This is a genomic window from Dongia sp. (assembly GCF_041918875.1).
Lineage (GTDB): Bacteria > Pseudomonadota > Alphaproteobacteria > Dongiales > Dongiaceae > Dongia.
Genome location: NZ_JAYRUV010000007.1, coordinates 12,794 through 34,279 on the forward strand (window position 1 = coordinate 12,794; position 21,486 = coordinate 34,279).

Below are 21,486 nucleotides of genomic sequence, written 5' to 3' on the forward strand. Positions count from 1 at the left end.
GCGTATACTCCGGCCAAATTTCCAGCACCAGCAAGGATTTCGCATCATGACCCAAGCCGCTATGAAGGCGCAGAAATTCGTCCTGCCGATCAAGGATCAGGGCCTGTTCCGGCAGCAATGCTACATCAACGGCCAGTGGGTCGATGCGGATTCGGGCAAGACCGTCGAGGTCGCCAATCCGGCGACCGGCGAAGTCATCGGCACCATTCCGAACATGGGTGCTACCGAGACCAAGCGTGCGATCGAGGCGGCCAATGCCGCCTGGGGCGCCTGGCGCAGGAAGACGGCCAAGGAGCGCGCCAATCTGCTGCGCCAGTGGTTCAACCTGATGATGGCGGCGCAGGAAGATCTGGCGATCATCCTCACCGCCGAACAGGGCAAGCCGCTTGCCGAAGCGAAGGGCGAGATCGCCTATGGCGCCGCCTATATCGAATGGTTCGCCGAGGAAGCCAAGCGCATCTATGGCGACATCATCCCGCCGCACCAGGGCGACAAGCGCATTGTCGTCACCAAGGAGCCGGTCGGCGTCGTCGCGGCGATCACGCCCTGGAACTTCCCCAACGCGATGGGCACGCGCAAGGCAGCGCCGGCGATGGCCGCGGGCTGCCCGGTCGTCATGAAGCCGGCCTCGCAGACGCCGTTCTCGACGCTGGCGATTGCCGTGCTGGCGGAGCGTGCCGGGATTCCCGCGGGCGTTCTCAATGTGGTCACCGGCTCGGCTTCGGCAATCGGCGGCGAAATGACCAGCAACCCGATCGTGCGCAAACTGACCTTCACCGGCTCGACCGAAATCGGCAAGCTGCTCATGAAGCAATGCGCCGACACGGTGAAGAAGACCTCGATGGAACTGGGCGGCAATGCGCCCTTCATCGTCTTCGACGATGCCGATCTCGACGCCGCGGTCGAAGGCGCCATGATGTCGAAGTTCCGCAACACCGGCCAGACCTGCGTCTGCGCCAACCGCATCTATGTGCAGGACGCGGTCTATGACGCCTTTGCCGAGAAGCTCAAAGCCGCGGTCGCCAAGATGAAGATTGGCGACGGCCTCAAGGGCGAAACGCAACAGGGGCCGCTCATCGACATGAAGGCGGTGGCGAAGGTCGAGGAGCATATCGCCGACGCGGTGGCCAAGGGTGCCAAGGTCGCCATGGGCGGCAAGCGTCATGCGCTGGGCGGCAGCTTCTTCGAACCCACCATCCTGACCGGCGTCACGCCGCAGATGGCGGTGGCGAAGGAAGAAACCTTCGGGCCGCTGGCGCCGCTCTTCCGCTTCAAGACGGAAGAAGAGGTGATCAAGATGGCCAACGATACCGAGTTCGGCCTCGCCTCCTATTTCTATGCTCGCGACCTCGGTCGTGTCTGGCGTGTGGCGGAGGCGGTCGAATATGGCATCGTCGGCATCAACACCGGTATCATCTCGAGCGAAGTGGCGCCGTTCGGCGGCGTCAAGGAATCCGGCAATGGCCGCGAAGGCTCGAAATACGGAATCGAGGATTACCTCGAAATCAAATACATGTGCATGGGCGGCATCTAAGACCGCGCCGCGCTGAAATGAAAACCCCGCTCCGAGCGATTGGAGCGGGGTTTTTCTTTTTGGGATTCACCCGAGCGGCGCGTCTTTCAGCCTGGCGATTGCCTCGTCCTTGCCGAGGATTTCCATCACCTCGAAGATCGGCGGCGATTGCGTTGAGCCGGTGAGGGCGGCACGCAGGGGCTGTGCCACGGCACCGAGCTTCACGCCAGCGGCTTCGGCGAAGGCGCGGGCCTTTTCCTCAAGTGCGGCAGCCTGCCAGTCGCTAGCCGCCGCATATGCCTCGACAATCTTCGGCATCAGGGTCACCGTCTCCGGCGCCGTCAGCATGGCCTTGGCCTTGTCGACAAAGGTCAACGGGCGCTGCTGCACATAGAAGCCGGCATTCTCGGCCAGATCCTTCAGCGTCTTGGCGCGGCTCTTGAGACCCGGCATGGCGCGGGTGAGGATCGCCAGCGCCGCTGCGTCATCGGCCTTGCCGAGCCGGTCAGCGACGGCTTTGGCGAGTTCGGCATCTGCCGCCTGGCGCATGTAATGGCCGTTGAGATTGTCGAGCTTGGCGAAGTCGAAGCGCGAGGGCGAGCGGCCGATACCGGCAAGCTCGAACCATTCGATCGCCTGCGCGGTCGAGATGATCTCGTCATCGCCATGGCCCCAGCCGAGACGCAGCAGGTAATTGCGCAAGGCTTCCGGCAGATAGCCCATATCGCGGTAGGCTTCGACACCGAGCGCACCGTGGCGCTTGGAAAGCTTAGCCCCATCCGGCCCGTGGATGAGCGGGATATGGCTGAAATGAGGAGCGTCCCAGCCCATCGAATCATAGATCTGGCGCTGGCGGAACGTGTTGGTGAGATGGTCGTCGCCGCGGATGACATGGGTGATACCCATATCGTGATCGTCCACCACGACGGAGAGCATGTAGGTGGGCGTTCCGTCCGAGCGCAGCAGGATCATGTCGTCGAGCTGCTCGTTGGCGACGCGCACCTCGCCCTGGACCCCGTCCACCACAACCGTCTCGCCGGCTTGCGGTGCCTTCAGACGGATGACGGGCTTTGCACCAGCGGGAGCCTCCTTGGGGTCGCGATCGCGCCAGCGGCCGTCATATTTCATTGGCTTGCCGGCGGCTTGCGCCGCTTTGCGCATCTCGTCCAGTTCCTCGGGCGAGCAATAGCAGCGATAGGCCTTACCGGCTCCGAGCAGTTGCAGGGCGACCTCGGCATGGCGCGGGGCGCGGGCGAACTGATAGACGATCTCGCCATCCCAACCGAGCCCCAGCCATTTGAGACCGTCGATGATCGCCTCGATTGCCGCCTCAGTCGAACGCACACGGTCGGTATCTTCGATCCGCAGATGGAAGATACCCTTGTGGTGGCGGGCGAACAGCCAGTTGAACAGGGCCGTGCGCGCCCCGCCGATGTGAAGGAAGCCGGTGGGCGATGGGGCGAAACGGGTAACGACGGTCATAGTGGGAATCCGATATCAGATTGATCTTGGCCCGGCGATTTCGACCGGGCGATTTTGGCCAGCGTTCTATCATGAAAAAGTGCCAGGCGGGCAAGGCTTGAGACTATTCATGACGGCGGCGATCTGGTAGGAAGGATATACAACTTATCGGCGTTAAATATATCGTGGCAGGCAGCTTTCCGGAGCGTTTTGAGGAATTTATCGCAACCCAGCGGCCCAACTGGCCGGGCTGGGCGGCGGTGGCATTGGGCAGCGGGATCGCGATCTATTTCGGCCTTGCCGAGGAGCCGCCCTTGTGGCTGGGGCCGGGTATCGCTGCCGCCCTCTTCCTGGCAACGATGGCGATGCGGCGGCAGCCGCTGGCCCTGCTCGTGCTTGCGGGGTTGCTCGCCGCCACTATCGGTTTTTCCGCCGCATGCCTGCGTACCGAACTGGTGAAAGCGCCGCAACTCAGCCGCTCGCTCTACCGCGCCGATGTAACGGGGCGGGTGATCGAGGTTGAACTCTATCCAGGCAGCTTCCGCGTGACACTCGATCACCTGGCCATATCGAGCGAGAAGGCGGGAGCGTTGGCCGACGATGCGCTGCCGGAGCGTGTGCGGATCAAGCTCGCCAAGGCCACGGAGCCAATCCAGATCGGTGATTGGGTCAAACTGACGGCGGATCTGCAGCCACCGGCGCCACCAGCGGCACCGCACGCCTTCGACTTTCGCCGCCAAGCCTATTTCGAGCGGTTGGGCGGGGTTGGCTTTTCACTGCAGCCGGCCATCAAGGTCGAGGGGCGGGATGTCGGCATATCGCCATTGGCCGGCTTGCTGGACTGGCTCGATGCCTCGCGCCTCACTATCGGGCGGCGCATTCAGGCGGAACTGCCCGGTGCGACCGGCGCCATGGCGATGGCGCTGATCGTGGGCAACCAGACGGCTTTGCGGGCGGATGATGTCAAGGCGATGCGGGATTCCGGTCTCGCGCATCTTACCTCGATTTCCGGTCTTCATATCGGCCTCGCCGCCGGCATCTTCTTCTTTGGATTGCGTGCCATTCTGGCGCTGGTGCCGCCGGTCGCCCTGCGCTACGACATCAAGAAATGGGCCGCGGTCCTGGCGCTGGCCGGCGCCTTTTTCTATGCGGGCCTTGCCGGGATGCCGGTGCCGACGCAGCGTGCACTGGTCATGACCGGTGTGTTCTTCTGCGCCATCCTGCTCGACCGCTCGCCGATCTCGATGCGGGTCATCGCCTTTGCCGCCATTGTCGTGCTGTTGATCGCACCCGATGCACTTGTCGGCGCCAGCTTCCAAATGTCGTTCGCAGCCGTCCTTGGCCTTATCCGGGTATTCGACGGGGGGCGTACCCAGTTCGCCGCCTTGCGGCGCGTAGGCCGCGATGCGCCCGATCTGATGGGACGCATTCTCGGCATGTTTGAATGCGGTGCCCTGTGGCTGGGTACGCTGATGCTGACCAGCCTCATCGCAAGCCTGATGACGGCACCTTATGCCGCCTACCATTTCGACCGCCTGACGCTCTACGGCATTGCCGCCAATATGCTGGCGGTGCCGCTGACCGGCTTCTGGATCATGCCTTTGGCTGTACTGGCATTGGTCGCCATGCCTTTCGGGCTGGAGCATTGGCCGCTCGCTGCGATGGGCTGGGGCTGCGATCTGGTTATTGCCATCGCGCATTGGGTTGCGGGTTGGCCTGGCGCGGTGGTGCTGGTGCCGGCAATGCCTGTCGCGGGGCTGCTCCTCACCAGCTTCGGTCTGGTGTGGCTATGCCTCATCGTCGGGCGGTTCAAATGGCTGGGGCTCGCGTTTTTCGCCCTGGGTTGCCTGACGCCGCTCTCGCAGCGATCGCCGGATATCCTGGCCTTCGCCAGTGGACAAAGCAGCCGACTGGTGGCGGTACTGGGCGATGACGGTCAGTATCGCTTCAGCTCGATGCGGGCAGGAAAGATTCCGGCTGAGACCTGGCTGCGCCGGAATGCACAAGCCAAGCGTCTGCCGTTCCCTAAACAAATGGCGGCGGCGCCCGAGTTGAACTCGCACCAGCGGCGCCTCGATGCCGTGCATGCGGCGGCTCTGCCGGGCGAGGGCAGTTGCAATGCGGATTGGTGCCGCTTCGATACGCGGATGGGTTTTGTGGCCGTCGTGCTGACGGAAGCCGGGACAGAAGCTGCCTGTCACACCGCGCGGCTGGTGATCAGCCTGGAACCCGTCGAGGGATTCTGCCCGTCAGCCGAACGTGTGATCGATTTCTTCGATATGTGGCGGCACGGAACGCACGCCATCTCGATCGAGGGTGACGGCTCGTTCCGCGTTACCCGCGCAAATGACACCGGTAACCGACCGTGGACGATGCGGCGTTTTCCAAAAACGGCGCAGCCTCAAGGCGAGGCCGCGCCGGAGCCGGCAGATGTCAGTACTGGCGCATCAGGCCAATCAGACGACCCTGAATCTTGACCCGGTCTGGGCCGAAGATACGCGTTTTGTGACTGGGATTGGCCGGCTCGAGCGCGATGGAATCGCCCTTGCGGCGCAAGCGCTTCAAGGTGACCTCGTTACTGTCGACCAGGGCCACGACGATGGTGCCGTTCTCGGCATTCTCGCACCGTTCGATGAGGACGGTGTCGCCCTCGTGAATGCCGGCATCGATCATGGAATCGCCCTCGACGGTCAGGGCGTAATGTTCGCCCCGGCCCAGCATGCCGGCCGGAACGTCGACATTGTTGCTGTGATCGCGCAGCGCCTCGATCGGGGTGCCGGCTGCGATCTTGCCATAGAGCGGCAGTTGAACCGTATGGCCGGCCTGCGCGACGACAGCACCGGGCAGGGTGGGGGTGAAATCACCCTGGATCACGCTGGGCGTAAAGCCACGGCGCGCCGGTTCGGCGGCGGGCGAGGCTGGGGCGGCGGTCTTGCCGCCAACCTGATCCTCGGCGAGTCGCATCACTTCAAGGGCGCGTGCGCGATGCGGCAGGCGGCGGATGAAGCCGCGCTCCTCCAGTCCCGTAATGAGTCGGTGCACGCCGGATTTCGACTTCAGGCCCAAAGCATCCTTCATCTCGTCGAAGGAGGGTGAAACGCCCGTTTCGCCGAGGCGATCCTGGATGAATTGCAGCAATTCGCGCTGTTTTCTCGTCAACATGCCCGCAATATCCCCTTACAAAAGGTGTCTTCCGGAACCCGTCCCCGTCGGGGGCTACCGGCTGTCTTCATGCTGAACGCGCATCCCATCGACATGTAGCGCTGGAACAAACGATCAACTACTGCATATGTTCTAGTTTAGTTCATGAAAATGTCAAGCGTTGGACTGTCGCGGTGAGGCGCATCGCGGCAGCCGGCCGCAGGGCCACTAAGCCCCGCTAGACGCGGATACGGCAACGGAGTGCGTCTTATACAGTTGTTCAAATATATCCGAGGCGCCTGCATTGCCGATCCGGGGCGGCGGAATGCCGGTGTCGGCTAGATGCTGAGGCAGCCACCCGCGAGCGGAAGGATCTCGGTAAGATCGCCGGCATTAGCTGCTGGCGCGTGCGGCGGACGGATAATGAGCGCGTCCGCCTTGGCGATAAGGGACAGCATCGCGCTGTCCTGCTTGGCGAAGGGGGTGGCAACCAGCCCACCGTCCGGCCCGCGCCCGACGGTGGCACGCAGATAATCCTGGCGCTGGTCATTGGCCTTGAGGGCGGTTCCCAGCCGTGCCATGGAGGGACCCGTCTCGGCGTCCGTGCGGCCCAGAAGCCGCTCGACGATCGGCCGCAGGAACAGGGTCGCCGTCACCAGGGCGGAGACGGGGTTGCCGGGCAGGCCCAGGACGGGCAGCTTGTCCAGCGTGCCGAACATCACCGGCTTTCCTGGGCGCATGGCAATCTTCCAGAAGTCGAGATCGGCGCCTTTCTCTTGCAGGGCGCGCTGGATGAGATCGAGTTCGCCGACCGAGGCGCCGCCGGTCGTCACCAGCACATCGGCACCGCGCGCACCGTCAAGCGCCCGATTGAGGTCGGCCATATTGTCCCGGGCGATGCCGAGATTGATCGACTCGCCGCCGCAAGCCGTCACCAGCGCCGCCAGGCCGATGCCATTCGAGGCGACGATCTGTGCCGGGCCCAGCGGTTCGCCCGGATGCTGCAATTCGTCGCCGGTGGAAAGGAGGGCTATGCGCGGCCGCCGCGTGACGGTGAGGTTTGGCCAGTTCATCGCCGCCGCAAATGCGATATCGCGTGCCGTCAGTTGCCGCCCCGCCGACAAGCCGATTTCACCGAGGCGGAAATCGTTGCCCGCGGCGCGCACATGCTGGCCGGGTTTGTTGGAGCCTTCGCCCACGCTCACGACATCGCCGTCCCGGGCGCAATTCTCCTGGATAACGACGGTATCGGCGCCAGGGGGCAGAATGGCACCGGTGAAGATGCGCGCGGCTTCACCGGCATTGACCGGCATTTCCGGCGACATGCCGGCCGCGATGGTGCCGATGACCTTCAGCTTGGCCGGCAACCGGGCGATATCGGTGCCGCGCACGGCATAGCCATCCATGGCGGAGACGGCCGCCGGCGGCTGCGACAGGCGCGCGGCAACGGGTTCGGCCAGCACGCGCCCGACGGCCCGGTCGATGCCGACCACCTCGCCGGCCAGGGGTGAAAACGGCGCCAATATGCGCGCCAGGGCCTCGGCGACCGACAACATCATTTTGCCTCGTAGATTCCGGATTTGCCGCCGCTCTTATGCACCAGGCGGATGTCGCCGATGCGCATGCTCTTATCGGCAGCCTTCACCATGTCGTAGACGGTGAGAGCCGCGACCGAGACGGCGGTCAGGGCTTCCATCTCGACGCCGGTCTTGCCTACCAGCTTGCAGGTAGCGGCAATGTCGACAGCGTTGCGCGCAGCATCCAGCTGGAGCTCGACCTTCACCGAGGTCAAGGCCAGCGGATGGCAAAGAGGGATGAGATCCGGCGTACGTTTGGCGCCCATGATTCCGGCCAATTGCGCGACCGTCAGCACGTCGCCTTTTTTGACGCCGCGCTCGCGGATGAGGGTCAGCGTCTTGGTCGACATGTAGACCGAGCCTTTGGCCGTCGCCACGCGTTCGGTGGCGCCCTTGTCCGACACGTCCACCATGCGGGCGTTGCCGGACTCGTCGAAATGCGTGAGCTTGCTCATTACGCGGCCGAATTGAGAGGAGTGCGGGCACCGAGCAGGGCGCGCGTTGCCGCCGTCACGTCGGCCTGGCGCATCAGGCTTTCGCCGACCAGGAAGATGGAGGCACCGACGCGGTGCATGCGCTCGAGATCCGCGGTCGAATAGAGCCCGCTCTCGGCCACCAGCATGCGATCCTTGGGCGCCATCGCCGCCAGTTGTTCGGTCGTCGCGAGGTCGATGGCGAGCGTCTTGAGATTGCGGTTGTTGATTCCGAGCAGGCGGGATTTCAGTTTGAGCGCGCGGGTCATTTCCGCCGCATCATGTACTTCGACCAGCACATCCATGCCGAGCGAGAAGGCGAGGGCCTCCAGCTCAGCCGCCGTCGCGTCGTCGAGACAGGCCATGATCAGCAGGATACAGTCGGCGCCAAGCGCGCGCGATTCATAGATCTGATACGGCGTCAGCATGAAATCCTTGCGCAGCGCCGGCAACTCGACCGCCTGGCGCGCCGCCCGCAGGTAGGTGTCATGGCCCTGGAAATATGGCGTGTCGGTAAGCACCGAAAGGCAGGTGGCGCCGCCGGCACGATAGGCCGTGGCCAGTGCCGCGGGATCGAAATCGGCACGGATCAGGCCCTTTGACGGAGACGCCTTCTTGATCTCGGCGATGAGGCCGAAATAGCCGGCCTTGACGGCCTTCTCGAGGTTTCGCAGGAAGCCGCGCGGCGGATCCTTCTCCAGGCTGGCTTCGGCATGGCGCCGGATTTCGGCCAAGGAGATTGCGGCCTCGCTCTGGGCGACGTGCCGGCGCTTGTCGTCGCAGATGCGGGCGAGCACGTCGCTCATGGTGCCAGCGCCTCAGGCGTATTCTCGGTCGTGAAGGCGACCAGCGCCTCCAGCTTTTCCCGGGCACCGCCGGAATCCAGTGCCTCGGCGGCCAATGCCAGGCCTTGCGGAATGTCCTTGGCCTTACCCGCTACAACGAGAGCCGCCGCGGCATTGAGCCGGACGATGTCACGATAGGGGCCGACGGCGCCGTCGAAGAGCTCGCGCAGGGCCTCGGCATTCTGGCCAGGATCGCCGCCCTTCAGCTCGGCCGCGGTGCTGCGGGCCAGGCCGAATTGCTCCGGCGCGATCTCGAACTCTTTCAGATTGCCGTCGCGCAGCTCGACCACTTGGGTGGGGCCTGTCGTGGTAATCTCGTCGAGCCCGTCGCTGCCATGAACCAGCCAGGCATGTTCGGTTCCCAGTGAACGCAAGGCATCCGCCATCGGCTTCAGCCATTGCCGGGCATAGACGCCGATCAACTGCCGCTTGACGCCGGCTGGGTTCGACATCGGTCCCATCAGGTTGAAGATGGTGCGCGTGCCCAATTCGACGCGTGCCGGGCCGACATGGCGCATGGCGCTGTGATGCTTCTGCGCCCAGAGGAAGCTGGTGCCCACATCGAACAAGGCGGCTTCGAGCACTTTCATGTCGGCATCGATGTTGACGCCGAGGGCGGTCAGGATATCGGCGGCTCCGCTCTTCGAGGATGCGGCCTTGTTGCCATGCTTGGCGACCGTGACGCCGCAGGCCGCGCAGACGAAGGAGACGGCCGTCGAGATGTTGAGCGTGCCGGCCCCGTCGCCGCCGGTTCCGCAGACATCGATGGCGCCCTGCGGGGCCTGGATCCGGGTCATCTTCTCGCGCATCACGCTGACGGCGCCGGTGATCTCGTCGACGGTCTCGCCGCGCACGCGCAGCGCCATCAGGAACGCGCCGATCTGGGCGGGCGTCGCTTCGCCGGTCATGATGATGTTGAAGGCGGTCTCCGCTTGCGCGCGCGACAGCGCCTTGCCCTGAGCGACGATGCCGATAAGGCCCTTGAGGTCGGTTGGCGAGGTCACTGCAGGACTTTCTGACTGGCGGGCGTGTTGAGCTTGTTGAGGCCGGCGGCGGTCAGAAAATTGCAGAGCAGCTTGTGGCCATGTTCCGAGGCGATGCTTTCGGGGTGGAACTGCACGCCGGCGATGGGCAGCGTCTTGTGGGCCAGCCCCATGATCGTGCCGTCCTCGGTCTCGGCGGTCACTTCCAGCGTGGACGGGAGCGAGGCGCGATCGACCACCAGCGAATGATAACGGGTGGCGGCGAAGTTGTTGGGCAGGTCCAGGAACACGCTCTTACTGCGGTGGCTGACATTGGAGAGCTTGCCATGCATCGGCTTGCTGGCGCGCACCACCTTGCCGCCGAAAGCCTGCCCGATGGCCTGATGGCCAAGGCAGACGCCAAGAATCGGAATCTTGCCGGAGGCGGCCTTGATCAGATCGAGGCAGATGCCGGCGCGATCCGGGTCGCAGGGGCCGGGTGAAAGGATGATACCCTGCGGCGCTTTGGCCATAACCTCGTCCACGGTGATCTGGTCGTTGCGATAGACTTCGATCTCGGCTCCAAGCTCGCCCAGATAGTGGTACAGGTTATAGGTGAAGCTGTCGTAATTATCGATTAGTATGAACATCTTAGGCATCCAGCGGCAGGATTTGCGGCCGAGTTTAGCAGGGGTGCCGCAGGAACGGAAGATTCGGAGCCGGGTAAAGGGCATGCGCTTTCTGGGTAAGACGACCGATTTGTCCTTGGGCGACCTGTTGCGCATGCCGGTGCTGTTGGCGCCCTTGCTGCTTCTGGCGCTCAGCGGCACTTGGTGGGGCGTTTCGCCGCTGACGCCGGTCCTGGGGCATTCGGCCGCCATGCTTGTTGGGGCGGCGGTCGTGCAGTTTGTCGTTTGCCTGCCGGTTTATTTTCGCGCCGGCGCCAAGATGCTGCGCCTCCATGTCGATGGCGACACGCTTCTCGTGGCCGGCGCCAGCGCGGCTTTTGCCCTGGCTCTCTGGCGCTATTTTCATCTCACGCCGGCGGCCGGATCGGAACAGTTGCTGCTGGTATGGCGCGATGCCGCTTTCGGTGCGAGCCTGCTTTCCGTGGCGATACTGGGCGATATCCTGGTGCGCACGGCGGCCAGATCGACCTTGCTGCCACTGCGCGCCGGCCCGGCCGGAAGGGTCGCGGTGGGACCCGGCGATCTCGTTCCCGCGGACGGCATCGTGATCGACGGTCACAGCGAGATTCAGGATCCGGCCGGCAGCGACGACGTCTATCCGATCGTGGTGCGGCCGGGCGCGCATGTTCATCTCGGGGCGCGCAATGGCGACGGTCCCCTGACGATCGAGCTGCCGGCGGCGGAAACGGCGCGGCAACAGGCTGCCGGCCGGCCGGTTTTGGAGGACCGCCTGACACAGCTGCTTGCCTGGATCGCGCGCGGCACGCTTGCCGTGATCGCGGCGGCGATTGCGTGGCGTGTCTGGGGGCTGGGCGGGCCCGGCGATCCGGTCATCGTGTCGCTGCAGATGCTGGCCCTGGCGGCGCCCCTGGGCCTGGGGCTGGTCTATGCGGCTCCCACCTCCGAAGTGCTCACCGCAGCACGCGCGATGGGGCTCGAAATCAAGGATCTCGCCGTGCTGGACCGCTTGCGCCATGTTGGCGCCGTCATCCTGGGGCATCGCGGCATCTTGGTTCCCGATCGGCTGCGGCTGATATCGGCCCATCCTATCGGAGGGGTGCAGCCGGTCGATCTCATCCGGCGCGCCGCGGCGATCGCCCAGATGGGGCACGACCCCTGGGGCAAGGCCATCCTCGATTTTGCCGTGGGTTTCCGCATGCGCCTGAAACCCGCCAGCGGCTATCGCAGCACGATTGGCAAGGGCATCGGCGGGCACACGGAAAAACAGGAAATCCTGATCGGCAGCCGGACATTCGTGCAAAGCCATGGTGTCGACTGCACCGCGCTCGATGCCGATGCCGTCAAGGTCATGGCGCAGGGACGCCGCGTGCGCTGGGTGGCGGAGGCGGCACCGAAACGGCAGGTGCTGGGTTTCCTCGTCTTCGGTGCGCCTTCGGTGAGCGGCGCGGTCGATGCGGTCAGGAATCTCCGTCGAATGGGTCTTGAGACGGCATGGATCGCGCATGGCGAAGATCCCGCCCACGCGACGCTCGCCAAATCTCTCAAGATCGGCCGAATTCTGCCTGACCGGGCGGAGGAGAAAGCGGACAGCCTGCGCAAGTTACGCCACCGCGCCGGCTCTCTGCTGGTGGTCGCGGCCGATGAAGTGCCGGAAGGCATGACGCCGCACGACATCCTGCTGCCGTTCGGCCGGCGCCTGATGGAACAATGTCCGGAGACGCCGGTCGCAACGACGCGGCACGATCCGCGCGTCATCGTCGATCTGCTGCTGTTGGCGGCGCGACACCGGCAGATGGTCTTGATCAATGCGTTGATCGCCTACGCCGCCGCACTCCTCTTTGCCCTGGCACCGTTCTGGCTCGACCGACGCAGCGACCTCGGCAGCTACGAGGTCGGCGTGGTTCTTCTCCTTGCCCTGTCGGCGCTCAGCTTGCGTGCGATGCCCACGACCGCTAATGAGGTCGACGAGGAGTAGCATGGCAAAACAAAAATCAGCGGCACGCCGCAAAGGGGCGCCGGGAAATCGAAATGCGCGGCGCCAGAAGCCGCGGAGCCGGGCTGGCGCCTGGCCGGCATGGCTGAGGCGTCTGCCCGGCGGCGTAACCTTGTTCGCGCTCGGCATCGTATTGGGGCTCGCGCTCGGCCTGATGGTAACGGCGCTCGTGCCGAATCTGCTGGAAGAGCCAGAACGGCGAACCGCCGTCGCCGAGGGTGCCGCCAAGCTGCCGAAGAAATCGCCGGCCAGAGCGGAGGCCAAAAAGCCGGATTACGTCGAGAAGATGGTGCCGCCGCCGGCACCCTTGCCTGCGCCGGAAGCCGTGCCGGCACCGGCCGAAGAGAGCGCGCATCAATCCGCCTCGGTAACTGCGCCGCCGCCCGATCAGCCGGCGGAAAACCAGGTTGCGAGCCTGCCCGGCCCCAGTGCCAAGGAACCGGCGCTTCCGCAATGGCTGGAATATTCGGTCGCCGCCCGCGACCCCGGCAACAGCCCGATGATCACCATTGTGCTCGATGATGTCGGTGTCGCCCCGCAGCACGCCGAAATGGCCATTGCCTTGCCTGCGCCTATCGTGATCTCGGTCATGACCTATGCCAGGAATGCCGCGGCCCTTGCGCGGACGGCACGTGCCAAGGGACATGAGATCATGGTGCACATGCCGATGCAGCCGGTGAACGCGTCGATCAATCCCGGACCCAATGCGCTGGCTGTTGGCATGGAGGCCGACGAGTTGCGGCGCCGGATCGACTGGGGCCTGGGCCGTCTGGATGGCTATGTCGGCTTCAACAATCATATGGGTAGCCGCTTCACGCAGGATGCCGGCGGCATGAGCATCGTCCTGGAGGAAGCCAGGAAACGCGGCCTTCTGTTCCTCGATTCCAAGACCATCGCTGGCAGCGTCGGCGATTCCCTGGCGGCCAGGATGGGCGTCACCCACATCGCCCGCGACGTCTTTCTCGATGACGATATGAGCGAAACCGCCGTGGCGCGGCAGTTGGCCGAGGCGGAAAGAATCGCCCGCAAACAGGGCTATGCCGTTGCCATCGGACACCCCCATCCGGCGACGATCGCCGTGTTGAAACGTTGGCTGCCGGAAGCCAAGAGACGGGGCTTCGCGATTGTGCCCTTGACCACCATCGTCAAGAAGCGCGAGGGTGTGGCGGGCTGAAGAGGAGGGGGACGATGCGGTTCGACCACGAATATTATCCCGGCATCATTGCCGATATTCTGGGCACCCATGCGCGCTATTACGCGCAGGCCTGGTCGTTCGGGATGAAATTCGAGGCGAAGGTCGCCGCCGATCTCGCTGGCTTCGTTCTCAATATGAACCGGGACCGCGATCTGCTCCTGGTGGCCAAACGTCCCGACGAGCGTTTTTTGGGATCTATCGCGATCGACAGCATCGATCATGCCGGGCGCGGCGCGCATTTGCGCTGGTTCATCGTGGCGCCGGAAGCACAGCGTACGGGGCTCGGCAAGCAATTGCTCGATCGGGCTCTGGGTTTCTGCCGCGAACGTGATTACCGCCGGATCTACCTCTACACCTTCGCCGGGCTCGATTCGGCGCGCCGGCTCTATGAGCAGGCCGGCTTCAAGCTGACCGAGGAGCAGGACGCCAACACTTGGGGCCGTGCCATGCGCGAGCAGCGCTTCGATCTTGAGTTGCCGCCCGAAGAAACGACGGATTCGGCTGCAATCGGCTGATTACGGCTCTCTGGCGCCATAACCGCGTCCAGCGTCCGATTTCGCGATGTCGTCCGGCCGTGTGCCTTCGTAATCCTCAACGGCGATGCAGCGGTCGACTTGTGTCCCATCGCTTGACAGCGGGAAGATCGCACCGAAGAAAGTGATGCTGTGCCCGAATTTCGTCGTCAGGACGTCCCTTGAGTAGGTCGGGCGCCGTTCGCTGCAGACCAGCTGGTATTCCTCGGCAAGTTCCGCACGCACGTCTTCGGGAAATTCCGTGACCTGGTCCAGATAGCGTCCGGTCAGCTCATGCCGGAAGCTTGCCGCCTTGGTGCCTACCAGGCGGTAAAAGACGCGGAAGGGCGACTGTTCTATGGAAGTCACGATGATATTCGGCAGGATGGAGCGCATCTCGGCGGGATCGATATCCTGCCAGCTCGGCATGGCCCGCCCGTCGCGCTTGGCATCCCAGATTTGGTGGAAGCGCCGCACCAGCGGCGATGTTACTTGCTCGAACGGGATGTCGAGTTCGACGATCATCGGCTAGCGATTGCGGCTGCCGCTCTGCGCAAACAGCACAGCCTCCTGCGCGGCGCGAATGAGGGCACGGGCCTTGTGGTGGCACTCCTGGAATTCGCTTTCGGGCACCGAGTCATTGACGATTCCGGCGCCAGCCTGAACATACATCACGCCGTCCTTGATCACCGTGGTGCGAAGGGCGATGCAGGTGTCCATCGACCCGTCGGCGGCGAAATAGCCGACGGCGCCGCCATAGACGCCGCGCCGTTCCGGTTCCAGCTCCTCGATGATCTCCATGGCGCGCACCTTTGGTGCACCCGAGACGGTGCCGGCGGGGAACCCGGCCATCAGCGCATCCATGGCATCGTATTTCGGGTCGATCTTGCCTTCGACATTCGAGACGATATGCATCACATGGCTGTAATTTTCGATCGTGAACTTCTCGGTCACCTTGACCGAGCCGATCGAAGCCACGCGGCCGACATCGTTACGCCCCAGATCGAGCAGCATCAGATGTTCCGACAACTCCTTTTCATCCGCCAGCAGGCTTGCGGCATTGGCCTTGTCCTCCTCCGGCGTCTTGCCGCGCGGGCGCGTGCCCGCGATGGGACGGATGGTGACTCTCTCGTCCCGGAGCCGCACCAGGATTTCCGGACTGGAGCCGATGATGGTGAAGCCGCCGAGATCGAGGAAGAAGAGAAAGGGGGACGGATTTAACCTTCGCAACGACCGATAGAGGGCGAAAGGGGACAGCTTGAACGGCAGCGAGAAGCGCTGCGACAGCACGACCTGGAAGATATCGCCGGCCAGGATGTATTCCTTGGCCTTGGCGACCATCTCGCCGAAATAGTCCCGCGTCATGTTCGATTGCGGTTCCGGCAGGTTGGCGAGATCGACCGCACCGCCTTGCTGCGGCAGGCCGCGATCGAGATCCGAGACGATATCGTTCAAGCGCTCCAGCGCCTGGTTGTAGGCCGCCCGCGCATTGAGGCCGTCTCCAAGAGAACGAGAGGCCCAGACCGGCGTCACGATGGTCATCGAATCCTCGACATTGTCGAAGATGACGATGAGCGTCGGGCGCAAAAAGATGCTGTCGTGCAGTCCCAATCTGTCCGGTTTGAGGTCGGGCAGCTTCTCGACCTGCCGCACCATGTCGTAGCCGAGATAACCGAACAGGCCCGATGCCATCGGCGGCAGGCCGGCTGGCACCTCGATCCGGCTTTCCTTGATAAGGGCGCGGAGCGAATCCAGGGCCGGTGCCTTTTCGGCGGTGAACTTGTCCGGCTCGAAGCGGGCGTTGCGGTTGATTTCGGCAGCATCGCCGCGGCAGCGCCAGATGAGGTCCGGCTTCAAGCCGATGATCGAATAGCGTCCGCGCACGGCGCCGCCCTCGACCGATTCCAGCAGGATCGAATTGGCGCGGCCGTCGGCCAGTTTCAGCATGACTGAAATCGTGGTCTCGAGATCGGCGATGAGCCGGGTCCAGACCAATTGCGGCCTTCCCGCTTCATGGCCGGTGGCAAATCGTTCGAAATCCGGTTCCACTTTCATGATCGAAATCCCCGCGGTTTTGGCGCTTATTGATCGGTTAGCTCGATCAAGCTTTGCCACTGCGCGTCATTGCGCTCGACGGGTATTTCGGCTTTCAACGCGTCGTAGAATTGCTGCTGCAGGTCGCCGGCCAGGGACTGGGCCACACGTTCCGAAAGCTGGTTCATTTCATCGGCATGGGCTTCGGGTGCCGCCGGAACGATGCCGGTGAGACGGGCCACGATCGGGCCAGCGCTGCCCTGGCCAACCGTTACTTCACCTTCCTTGAGCTTGAAGAGCGCCTGGGCCAGCACGCCATCCACTCCGGCTTCCGGATCGCCTTCGCCGCGATAGAAGGGCTTGCTCACTTGCGGGGTCAGGCCCAGCGCCGTCGCTTCGGCCGTCATGTCGCTGCCGGATTTCAGTTTCTCCGCCAACGCATTCGCCTGGGCTGTGGCAAGTTCCGACTGTTTGGCGGCGATCCAATCCTGGGATACCTGATCCTCGACCTGGTCGAGCGGCTTCACCGCCGGTGCGGTCACGCCCGTCACCTGGGCGACGGCATAGGTGCCGTCATTGAGGGCCGCGATGTCGCTGGGGTCGCCGGGCTCGGTGCTGAAGATCAAGTTGACGGCGTCAGGCGATATGGCGAGGTCGTTGCCGGCCGTATCCTTGCCGGTGGCATCCACTGCCTCGATCTTCTGCTGATTGAGCTGCAGCTTCCCGGCGGCATCCTCGAGGCTGGCGCCACCCGCCAGCTCGTCCTGGAGCTGCTCGCGAACCGACTCCATCGCATCCGCCGCCCGGCCCAGAGCCAGGGAATTGCGCAACTCGCCCTTCACATCTTCCAGGGTCCTGGTGGTGCCGGGAATGATCGATTGGACGTGGGCCACATGAATACCGAACGGGCTTTTCAGCGGGGCGGAGATGCCGTCGGCCGGCAGAGAGAAGACGGCATCGGCGATATCGGACGGCAACTTGTCCTTGGTCACCTGCCCCAGGGCCACCGGGTCGCCCTGAGTTTCCGCTTTCACGGCGTCGGCAAATTCCTGGCCGCCTTTGACGGCGGCAACGATCTTATCCGCCACGGCCTGATCCTGAACGACGACCTGTTCGACGTCGCGCAGTTCCGGTGTCGAGAATTCCGACAGGCGGGAATCATATTCCTGCTGGATTTCCTCGTCGCTGACGGTCACGTCCTGGACAAAATCCGCTGGCGCCATCTGCACCAGCAAGGCGGCGCGGTATTCCGGCGCCTTGTATTTCTCGGCATGATCCTCGTGCCACTTCTTGAGCGCCGCTTCGTCCGGCGTTCCGGCGTCGGCGATCGACGCGGTCGGGATGACGATCACTTCCGCGCTGCGCTGCTCCTGCGTATAGCCGTAGACAGCGCCCACGAGCGGATCTGGCGCATCGACCGCGCCCATCATGGCGACCAAAATCTGATTGGCACGGAGCTGCCCGCGGATCGTCTCGACATACTGGGCTTCCGTCTGACCCATCTGGCGCAGGAAGTATTCGAAGCGCGCGCGGTCGAACTGGCCGGTCTGGCCGGCGAAATCCGGATCGCTCTCGATAGCTTGAATGGCCGCGACCTGCGGCACGTCGATGCCGAGCTTTTCACCATAGGCCTGCAGCAACCCCTTGCTCTCCGCCTGGTCGACCAGGCGCTGCGCACCGCCGAAGGCCGCGAACATCTGCGGCGTCACCTGGACACCCTGGATCTGCGAGACGCGCTGCAAAGACAGTTTCAGCTCGCGGTCGAAATCGGCCTGCGTGTATTCGAAAGTCTTGCCGATCTTCAGAATCGGCGCCGATGTCTTGGCGCCGCGGAAGACGTCGCCGATGCCCCAGACGGCAAACGCCGCAATCAGAAGGCCGAACAGCGCCTTGACGACCCAGGAGCGCGCGTGTTTGCGAATGGAGCTGAGCATTGTCCCCGATGAACCTGTTCCAGAATGCCGGAAAATCCTTGCCGGCCTTGATGATGCCCCCTTTCGGGGCGGCGCGCATCATAGGGAGGGGGCAGGGGGTGGGCAAGGGCCGGAATCCGGCACGTTGGCGGGGTCGGAGGGGCGTGTTATACGCCCCCCGGAGCCAGAATTCAGGACTAGGCCGGAACTGGAACGATTGAGGGAGCAGACGCAACATGGCGACGCCGGGAATTCGGCCCTTGGTGGCCGGCAATTGGAAGATGAATGGCAGCCTGGCCATGGCATCGGCCCTGGTCGGCGATATCAAGGCGCGCCACCAGGGCGGCGCCTTGCCGGTTGATCTGCTGCTTTGCCCGCCCTTCCCATATCTCGCCCCCGTCGGCGCCGACCTCGCGGGAACCGCCATCGCCCTGGGCGGGCAGGACTGCCACGTCAAAGCGAATGGCGCCCATACTGGCGACGTGTCGGCGGCAATGCTGGCCGATCTCGGTTGCCGTTTCACCATTCTCGGCCATTCCGAACGCCGGACCGATCATCGCGAAAGCTCCGCCACGGTTGCAGCGAAGGCCAAGGCGGCACTCGATGCCGGGCTGACTGCAATCATCTGCGTGGGCGAGACCGAGGCGCAGCGCAATGCCGGGGAAGAGTTAAAAATCGTTGAAAATCAATTAATTGAATCAATTCCCTCAGGCGCGAATGTGCGGAATGCGGTGGTCGCCTATGAGCCGGTCTGGGCGATCGGCACGGGGAAAACGCCGACAGTGGCCGATGTCGCGGCCATGCACCGCCATATACGCGCTCTCCTCGAGCAGCGCGTCCCTGGCGGTGGGAAGATGCGCATCCTATATGGTGGGTCGGTCAAACCCGGAAATGCCGCCGAACTGATGGGGGTGGCCGAAGTTAACGGTGCCCTGGTCGGCGGTGCCAGCCTGAAGGCAGAGGATTTCTGGGGCATCGCCGAGGGTGCGGCCAAATCGGCTGGCTAAATTGGCGCTGGCCATTCCGGCCGAAAACCGGTAGAACCCGCGCCGAATTTCGACTTTTCAAGAACTTGCGAGCATGTCCATGCTGGGAGCCCTGTTCCCGATCGTCCTGGCGATTCACGTCATCATTACGGTCTTCCTTATCGGCATCATCCTGACCCAGAAGAATGAGGGCGGGATGGGCGGCCTTGGCGGTGGCGCCTCGGGCGGCATGGCTGGATTTCTTTCCGGTCGCCAGCAGGCCAATCTGCTGACGAAGGCGACGCGCTGGCTGGCCGTCGGCTTTTTCTGCACCAGCCTGTTCCTGGCTTTCTCCGACAGCCACCGCTCGACAAGTTCGACGCTGGTTGGCAATTCGCCGGCCGCGACCGAGCCGGCGGCACCGGCCGGCGATGCGCCTGCCCCGGCGGGCGACTCGGGAACCACCAATACCGTGCCCGCGCAACCTGCCCAGCCGGTCGAGCCCGCCGCACCGTCCGGCCAATAAACCATGCCTAATCAGGACCTTCGCACCGGCAGCCACAGAGAGCTTGCCGGAAGGCCCCGACTCGTTCCATAAGGACCTCCCATGACGCGATTCATCTTTATCACCGGCGGCGTGGTTTCCTCTCTCGGCAAGGGTCTTTCGTCAGCAGCGCTCGGCGCTTTGCTGCAGGCGCGCGGATTCAAGGTCCGTTTGCGAAAGCTCGACCCCTACATCAATGTCGATCCGGGCACGATGAGCCCGTATCAGCACGGCGAAGTCTATGTGACCGACGACGGGGCCGAGACCGACCTCGATCTTGGCCATTATGAGCGCTTTACCGGCATTTCCAGCCGGCGCTCGGACAGCGTCACCACGGGGCGCATTTATTCCGATGTCATCGCCAAGGAACGCCGCGGCGACTATCTGGGCGCCACCATCCAGGTCATTCCGCACATCACCGATGCGATCAAGGATTGGATCAAGGCGGATATCCAGGACGAGGATTTCGTGCTGTGCGAGATCGGCGGCACGGTCGGCGATATCGAAAGCCTGCCCTTCCTGGAAGCCATCCGCCAGTTTGCCAACGAGGTCGGCCCCGAACGCGCGATGTTCGTGCATCTCACCCTGGTGCCGTGGATTCCGGCGGCGGGCGAACTCAAGACCAAGCCGACGCAGCATTCGGTCAAGGAACTGCAATCGGTCGGTATCCAGCCGGACATCCTGCTGTGCCGCTGCGACCGCGAAGTGCCGGCCGACAGCCGCCGCAAGATCGCCCAGTTCTGCAACGTGCGCCCGTCGGCCGTCATCCAGGCGCTGGACGTGGATACGATATATGCCGTGCCGGCTGCCTATCACGCCGAAGGCTATGACGACGAAGTGCTGCGCCATTTCGGCCTGACCGCGCCGGCCCCGGATCTCACGCGCTGGGACGCGCTGGTCAGCCGCATCCGCCAGCCTGAGGGCGAGGTGACCATTGCCATCGTCGGCAAGTACATTTCGCTACTCGATGCCTACAAGTCGCTGGCCGAGGCCCTGCGCCATGGCGGCATCAGCAACAATGCCAAGGTCAACCTCAACTGGATCGACAGCGAGGTGTTCGAGCGGGAAGACGCCGTGCGGCATCTGGAGGGCGTGCACGGCATCCTGGTGCCGGGCGGCTTCGGCGAGCGTGGCTCGGAAGGCAAGATCCAGGCAGTGAAGTTTGCCCGCGAGCGGAAGATTCCCTATTTCGGGATCTGTTTCGGCATGCAGATGGCGGTCATCGAGGCGGCGCGCAACCTGGCCGGCGTTCCCAAGGCCGGATCGACCGAGTTCGGCCCCTGCGAGGAGCCGGTCGTGGGGCTGATGACCGAATGGGTGCGCGGCAACGTGCTGGAAAAGCGGGCCAAAGACAGCGACCTGGGCGGAACCATGCGCCTTGGTGCTTATGAATGCCTGCTGGCCAGGGATTCGCTCGTTTCGCATATCTACGGTGACAAGCCGGCGATCAGCGAACGGCACCGCCATCGCTATGAAGTGAACTATCATTACAAGGAACGGCTGGAGAAGGTCGGTCTGAGATTCTCCGGCATGTCACCCGATGGTGTCCTGCCCGAAATTGTCGAGATACCGGACCATCCGTGGTTCGTGGGCGTTCAGTTCCATCCGGAATTGAAGTCGCGCCTGTTCGAGCCACATCCTTTGTTCGTGTCCTTTATCGAGGCGGCGGTCAACCAGTCGCGCCTCGTTTGAGTGCTGAAAAGGCTTT

The 21,486-nt window shown here is 63.8% G+C and carries 18 protein-coding genes; 8 read left to right on the forward strand and 10 right to left on the reverse strand.

What is annotated here, in order from left to right:
* Nucleotides 1-46 precede the first annotated feature (46 nt).
* On the forward strand, nt 47-1,534 hold the full coding sequence (gabD, locus tag ACE3TY_RS08920; protein WP_374652675.1) for an NADP-dependent succinate-semialdehyde dehydrogenase: 1,488 nt from the start codon (nt 47-49) through the stop codon (nt 1,532-1,534).
* Between the two features lie 66 nt (nt 1,535-1,600).
* On the opposite strand, the gene gltX is transcribed toward gabD, so the two are convergent.
* On the reverse strand, nt 1,601-2,995 hold the full coding sequence (gltX, locus tag ACE3TY_RS08925; RefSeq protein WP_374652676.1) for a glutamate--tRNA ligase: 1,395 nt from the start codon (nt 2,993-2,995) through the stop codon (nt 1,601-1,603).
* 164 nt (nt 2,996-3,159) lie between these two features.
* On the opposite strand from gltX, the gene ACE3TY_RS08930 reads away from it, so the two are divergent.
* On the forward strand, nt 3,160-5,451 hold the full coding sequence (locus ACE3TY_RS08930) for a ComEC/Rec2 family competence protein (RefSeq protein WP_374652677.1): 2,292 nt from the start codon (nt 3,160-3,162) through the stop codon (nt 5,449-5,451).
* Here ACE3TY_RS08930 and lexA read toward each other — a convergent pair.
* From lexA to ACE3TY_RS08960, 6 genes are all read right to left on the reverse strand, one after another.
* Nucleotides 5,408-6,136: a transcriptional repressor LexA gene (lexA, locus tag ACE3TY_RS08935; protein WP_374652678.1), complete on the reverse strand. Its 729-nt coding sequence runs from the start codon at nt 6,134-6,136 to the stop codon at nt 5,408-5,410. The genes ACE3TY_RS08930 and lexA overlap by 44 nt on opposite strands.
* Before the next feature lie 317 nt (nt 6,137-6,453).
* Nucleotides 6,454-7,674: a gephyrin-like molybdotransferase Glp gene (gene glp, locus ACE3TY_RS08940; RefSeq protein WP_374652679.1), complete on the reverse strand. Its 1,221-nt coding sequence runs from the start codon at nt 7,672-7,674 to the stop codon at nt 6,454-6,456.
* Nucleotides 7,671-8,147 carry a cyclic pyranopterin monophosphate synthase MoaC gene (gene moaC / locus ACE3TY_RS08945; RefSeq protein WP_374652680.1) on the reverse strand — a complete coding sequence of 159 codons (477 nt, stop codon included), beginning with the start codon at nt 8,145-8,147 and terminating at the stop codon, nt 7,671-7,673. Before moaC ends, glp begins: the two co-directional genes overlap by 4 nt.
* Complete coding sequence (trpC, locus tag ACE3TY_RS08950) at nt 8,147-8,971, reverse strand: indole-3-glycerol phosphate synthase TrpC (RefSeq protein ID WP_374652681.1); 825 nt, start codon at nt 8,969-8,971, stop codon at nt 8,147-8,149. The genes moaC and trpC overlap by 1 nt, the downstream gene beginning before the upstream one ends.
* Nucleotides 8,968-10,014 carry an anthranilate phosphoribosyltransferase gene (gene trpD / locus ACE3TY_RS08955; protein WP_374652682.1) on the reverse strand — a complete coding sequence of 349 codons (1,047 nt, stop codon included), beginning with the start codon at nt 10,012-10,014 and terminating at the stop codon, nt 8,968-8,970. Before trpD ends, trpC begins: the two co-directional genes overlap by 4 nt.
* On the reverse strand, nt 10,011-10,622 hold the full coding sequence (locus tag ACE3TY_RS08960) for an aminodeoxychorismate/anthranilate synthase component II (RefSeq protein ID WP_374652683.1): 612 nt from the start codon (nt 10,620-10,622) through the stop codon (nt 10,011-10,013). The genes trpD and ACE3TY_RS08960 overlap by 4 nt, the downstream gene beginning before the upstream one ends.
* Before the next feature lie 82 nt (nt 10,623-10,704).
* Here ACE3TY_RS08960 and ACE3TY_RS08965 point away from each other — a divergent pair, with 82 nt between their 5' ends.
* From ACE3TY_RS08965 to ACE3TY_RS08975, 3 genes are read left to right on the forward strand one after another with little or no spacing between them, the layout of a single operon-like run.
* Nucleotides 10,705-12,597, forward strand: coding sequence for a hypothetical protein (locus tag ACE3TY_RS08965; RefSeq protein ID WP_374652684.1), 1,893 nt, complete (start codon nt 10,705-10,707; stop codon nt 12,595-12,597).
* A gap of 1 nt (nt 12,598) precedes the next feature.
* On the forward strand, nt 12,599-13,789 hold the full coding sequence (locus ACE3TY_RS08970; protein WP_374652685.1) for a divergent polysaccharide deacetylase family protein: 1,191 nt from the start codon (nt 12,599-12,601) through the stop codon (nt 13,787-13,789).
* Nucleotides 13,790-13,803: 14 nt separating this feature from the next.
* Entirely contained in the window at nt 13,804-14,325 is a 522-nt protein-coding gene (locus ACE3TY_RS08975; RefSeq protein WP_374652686.1) for a GNAT family N-acetyltransferase, read from the forward strand.
* Here the strand turns inward: ACE3TY_RS08975 and ACE3TY_RS08980 are convergent, their stop codons facing one another.
* From ACE3TY_RS08980 to ACE3TY_RS08990, 3 genes are read right to left on the reverse strand one after another with little or no spacing between them, the layout of a single operon-like run.
* On the reverse strand, nt 14,326-14,847 hold the full coding sequence (locus tag ACE3TY_RS08980; protein ID WP_374652687.1) for a PAS domain-containing protein: 522 nt from the start codon (nt 14,845-14,847) through the stop codon (nt 14,326-14,328).
* Between the two features lie 3 nt (nt 14,848-14,850).
* The gene (gene trpE / locus ACE3TY_RS08985) at nt 14,851-16,377 is read right to left on the reverse strand and encodes an anthranilate synthase component I (protein ID WP_374652688.1); all 1,527 of its coding nucleotides are present in this window, start codon (nt 16,375-16,377) and stop codon (nt 14,851-14,853) included.
* Between the two features lie 26 nt (nt 16,378-16,403).
* Nucleotides 16,404-18,290 carry a peptidyl-prolyl cis-trans isomerase gene (locus ACE3TY_RS08990; RefSeq protein WP_374652689.1) on the reverse strand — a complete coding sequence of 629 codons (1,887 nt, stop codon included), beginning with the start codon at nt 18,288-18,290 and terminating at the stop codon, nt 16,404-16,406.
* 215 nt (nt 18,291-18,505) lie between these two features.
* Between ACE3TY_RS08990 and tpiA the strand changes: the two genes are divergently transcribed.
* The 3 genes from tpiA to ACE3TY_RS09005 all read left to right on the forward strand — a co-directional run bounded on the left by tpiA (nt 18,506) and on the right by ACE3TY_RS09005 (nt 21,470).
* Nucleotides 18,506-19,276, forward strand: coding sequence for a triose-phosphate isomerase (tpiA, locus tag ACE3TY_RS08995; RefSeq protein ID WP_374652690.1), 771 nt, complete (start codon nt 18,506-18,508; stop codon nt 19,274-19,276).
* Nucleotides 19,277-19,349: 73 nt separating this feature from the next.
* Nucleotides 19,350-19,760: a preprotein translocase subunit SecG gene (gene secG / locus ACE3TY_RS09000; protein WP_374652691.1), complete on the forward strand. Its 411-nt coding sequence runs from the start codon at nt 19,350-19,352 to the stop codon at nt 19,758-19,760.
* A gap of 81 nt (nt 19,761-19,841) precedes the next feature.
* Complete coding sequence (locus ACE3TY_RS09005) at nt 19,842-21,470, forward strand: CTP synthase (protein WP_374652692.1); 1,629 nt, start codon at nt 19,842-19,844, stop codon at nt 21,468-21,470.
* Nucleotides 21,471-21,486 lie beyond the last annotated feature (16 nt).

Coding starts and splice junctions, on each gene's coding strand:
- gabD (WP_374652675.1), top strand. CDS start 47: ATGACCCAAGCCGCTATGAAGGCGCAGAAATTCGTCCTGCCGATCAAG.
- gltX (WP_374652676.1), bottom strand. CDS start 2,995: ATGACCGTCGTTACCCGTTTCGCCCCATCGCCCACCGGCTTCCTTCAC.
- lexA (WP_374652678.1), bottom strand. CDS start 6,136: ATGTTGACGAGAAAACAGCGCGAATTGCTGCAATTCATCCAGGATCGC.
- glp (WP_374652679.1), bottom strand. CDS start 7,674: ATGATGTTGTCGGTCGCCGAGGCCCTGGCGCGCATATTGGCGCCGTTT.
- moaC (WP_374652680.1), bottom strand. CDS start 8,147: ATGAGCAAGCTCACGCATTTCGACGAGTCCGGCAACGCCCGCATGGTG.
- trpC (WP_374652681.1), bottom strand. CDS start 8,971: ATGAGCGACGTGCTCGCCCGCATCTGCGACGACAAGCGCCGGCACGTC.
- ACE3TY_RS08960 (WP_374652683.1), bottom strand. CDS start 10,622: ATGTTCATACTAATCGATAATTACGACAGCTTCACCTATAACCTGTAC.
- ACE3TY_RS08965 (WP_374652684.1), top strand. CDS start 10,705: ATGCGCTTTCTGGGTAAGACGACCGATTTGTCCTTGGGCGACCTGTTG.
- ACE3TY_RS08970 (WP_374652685.1), top strand. CDS start 12,599: ATGGCAAAACAAAAATCAGCGGCACGCCGCAAAGGGGCGCCGGGAAAT.
- ACE3TY_RS08975 (WP_374652686.1), top strand. CDS start 13,804: ATGCGGTTCGACCACGAATATTATCCCGGCATCATTGCCGATATTCTG.
- ACE3TY_RS08980 (WP_374652687.1), bottom strand. CDS start 14,847: ATGATCGTCGAACTCGACATCCCGTTCGAGCAAGTAACATCGCCGCTG.
- trpE (WP_374652688.1), bottom strand. CDS start 16,377: ATGAAAGTGGAACCGGATTTCGAACGATTTGCCACCGGCCATGAAGCG.
- ACE3TY_RS08990 (WP_374652689.1), bottom strand. CDS start 18,290: ATGCTCAGCTCCATTCGCAAACACGCGCGCTCCTGGGTCGTCAAGGCG.
- tpiA (WP_374652690.1), top strand. CDS start 18,506: ATGGCGACGCCGGGAATTCGGCCCTTGGTGGCCGGCAATTGGAAGATG.
- secG (WP_374652691.1), top strand. CDS start 19,350: ATGTCCATGCTGGGAGCCCTGTTCCCGATCGTCCTGGCGATTCACGTC.
- ACE3TY_RS09005 (WP_374652692.1), top strand. CDS start 19,842: ATGACGCGATTCATCTTTATCACCGGCGGCGTGGTTTCCTCTCTCGGC.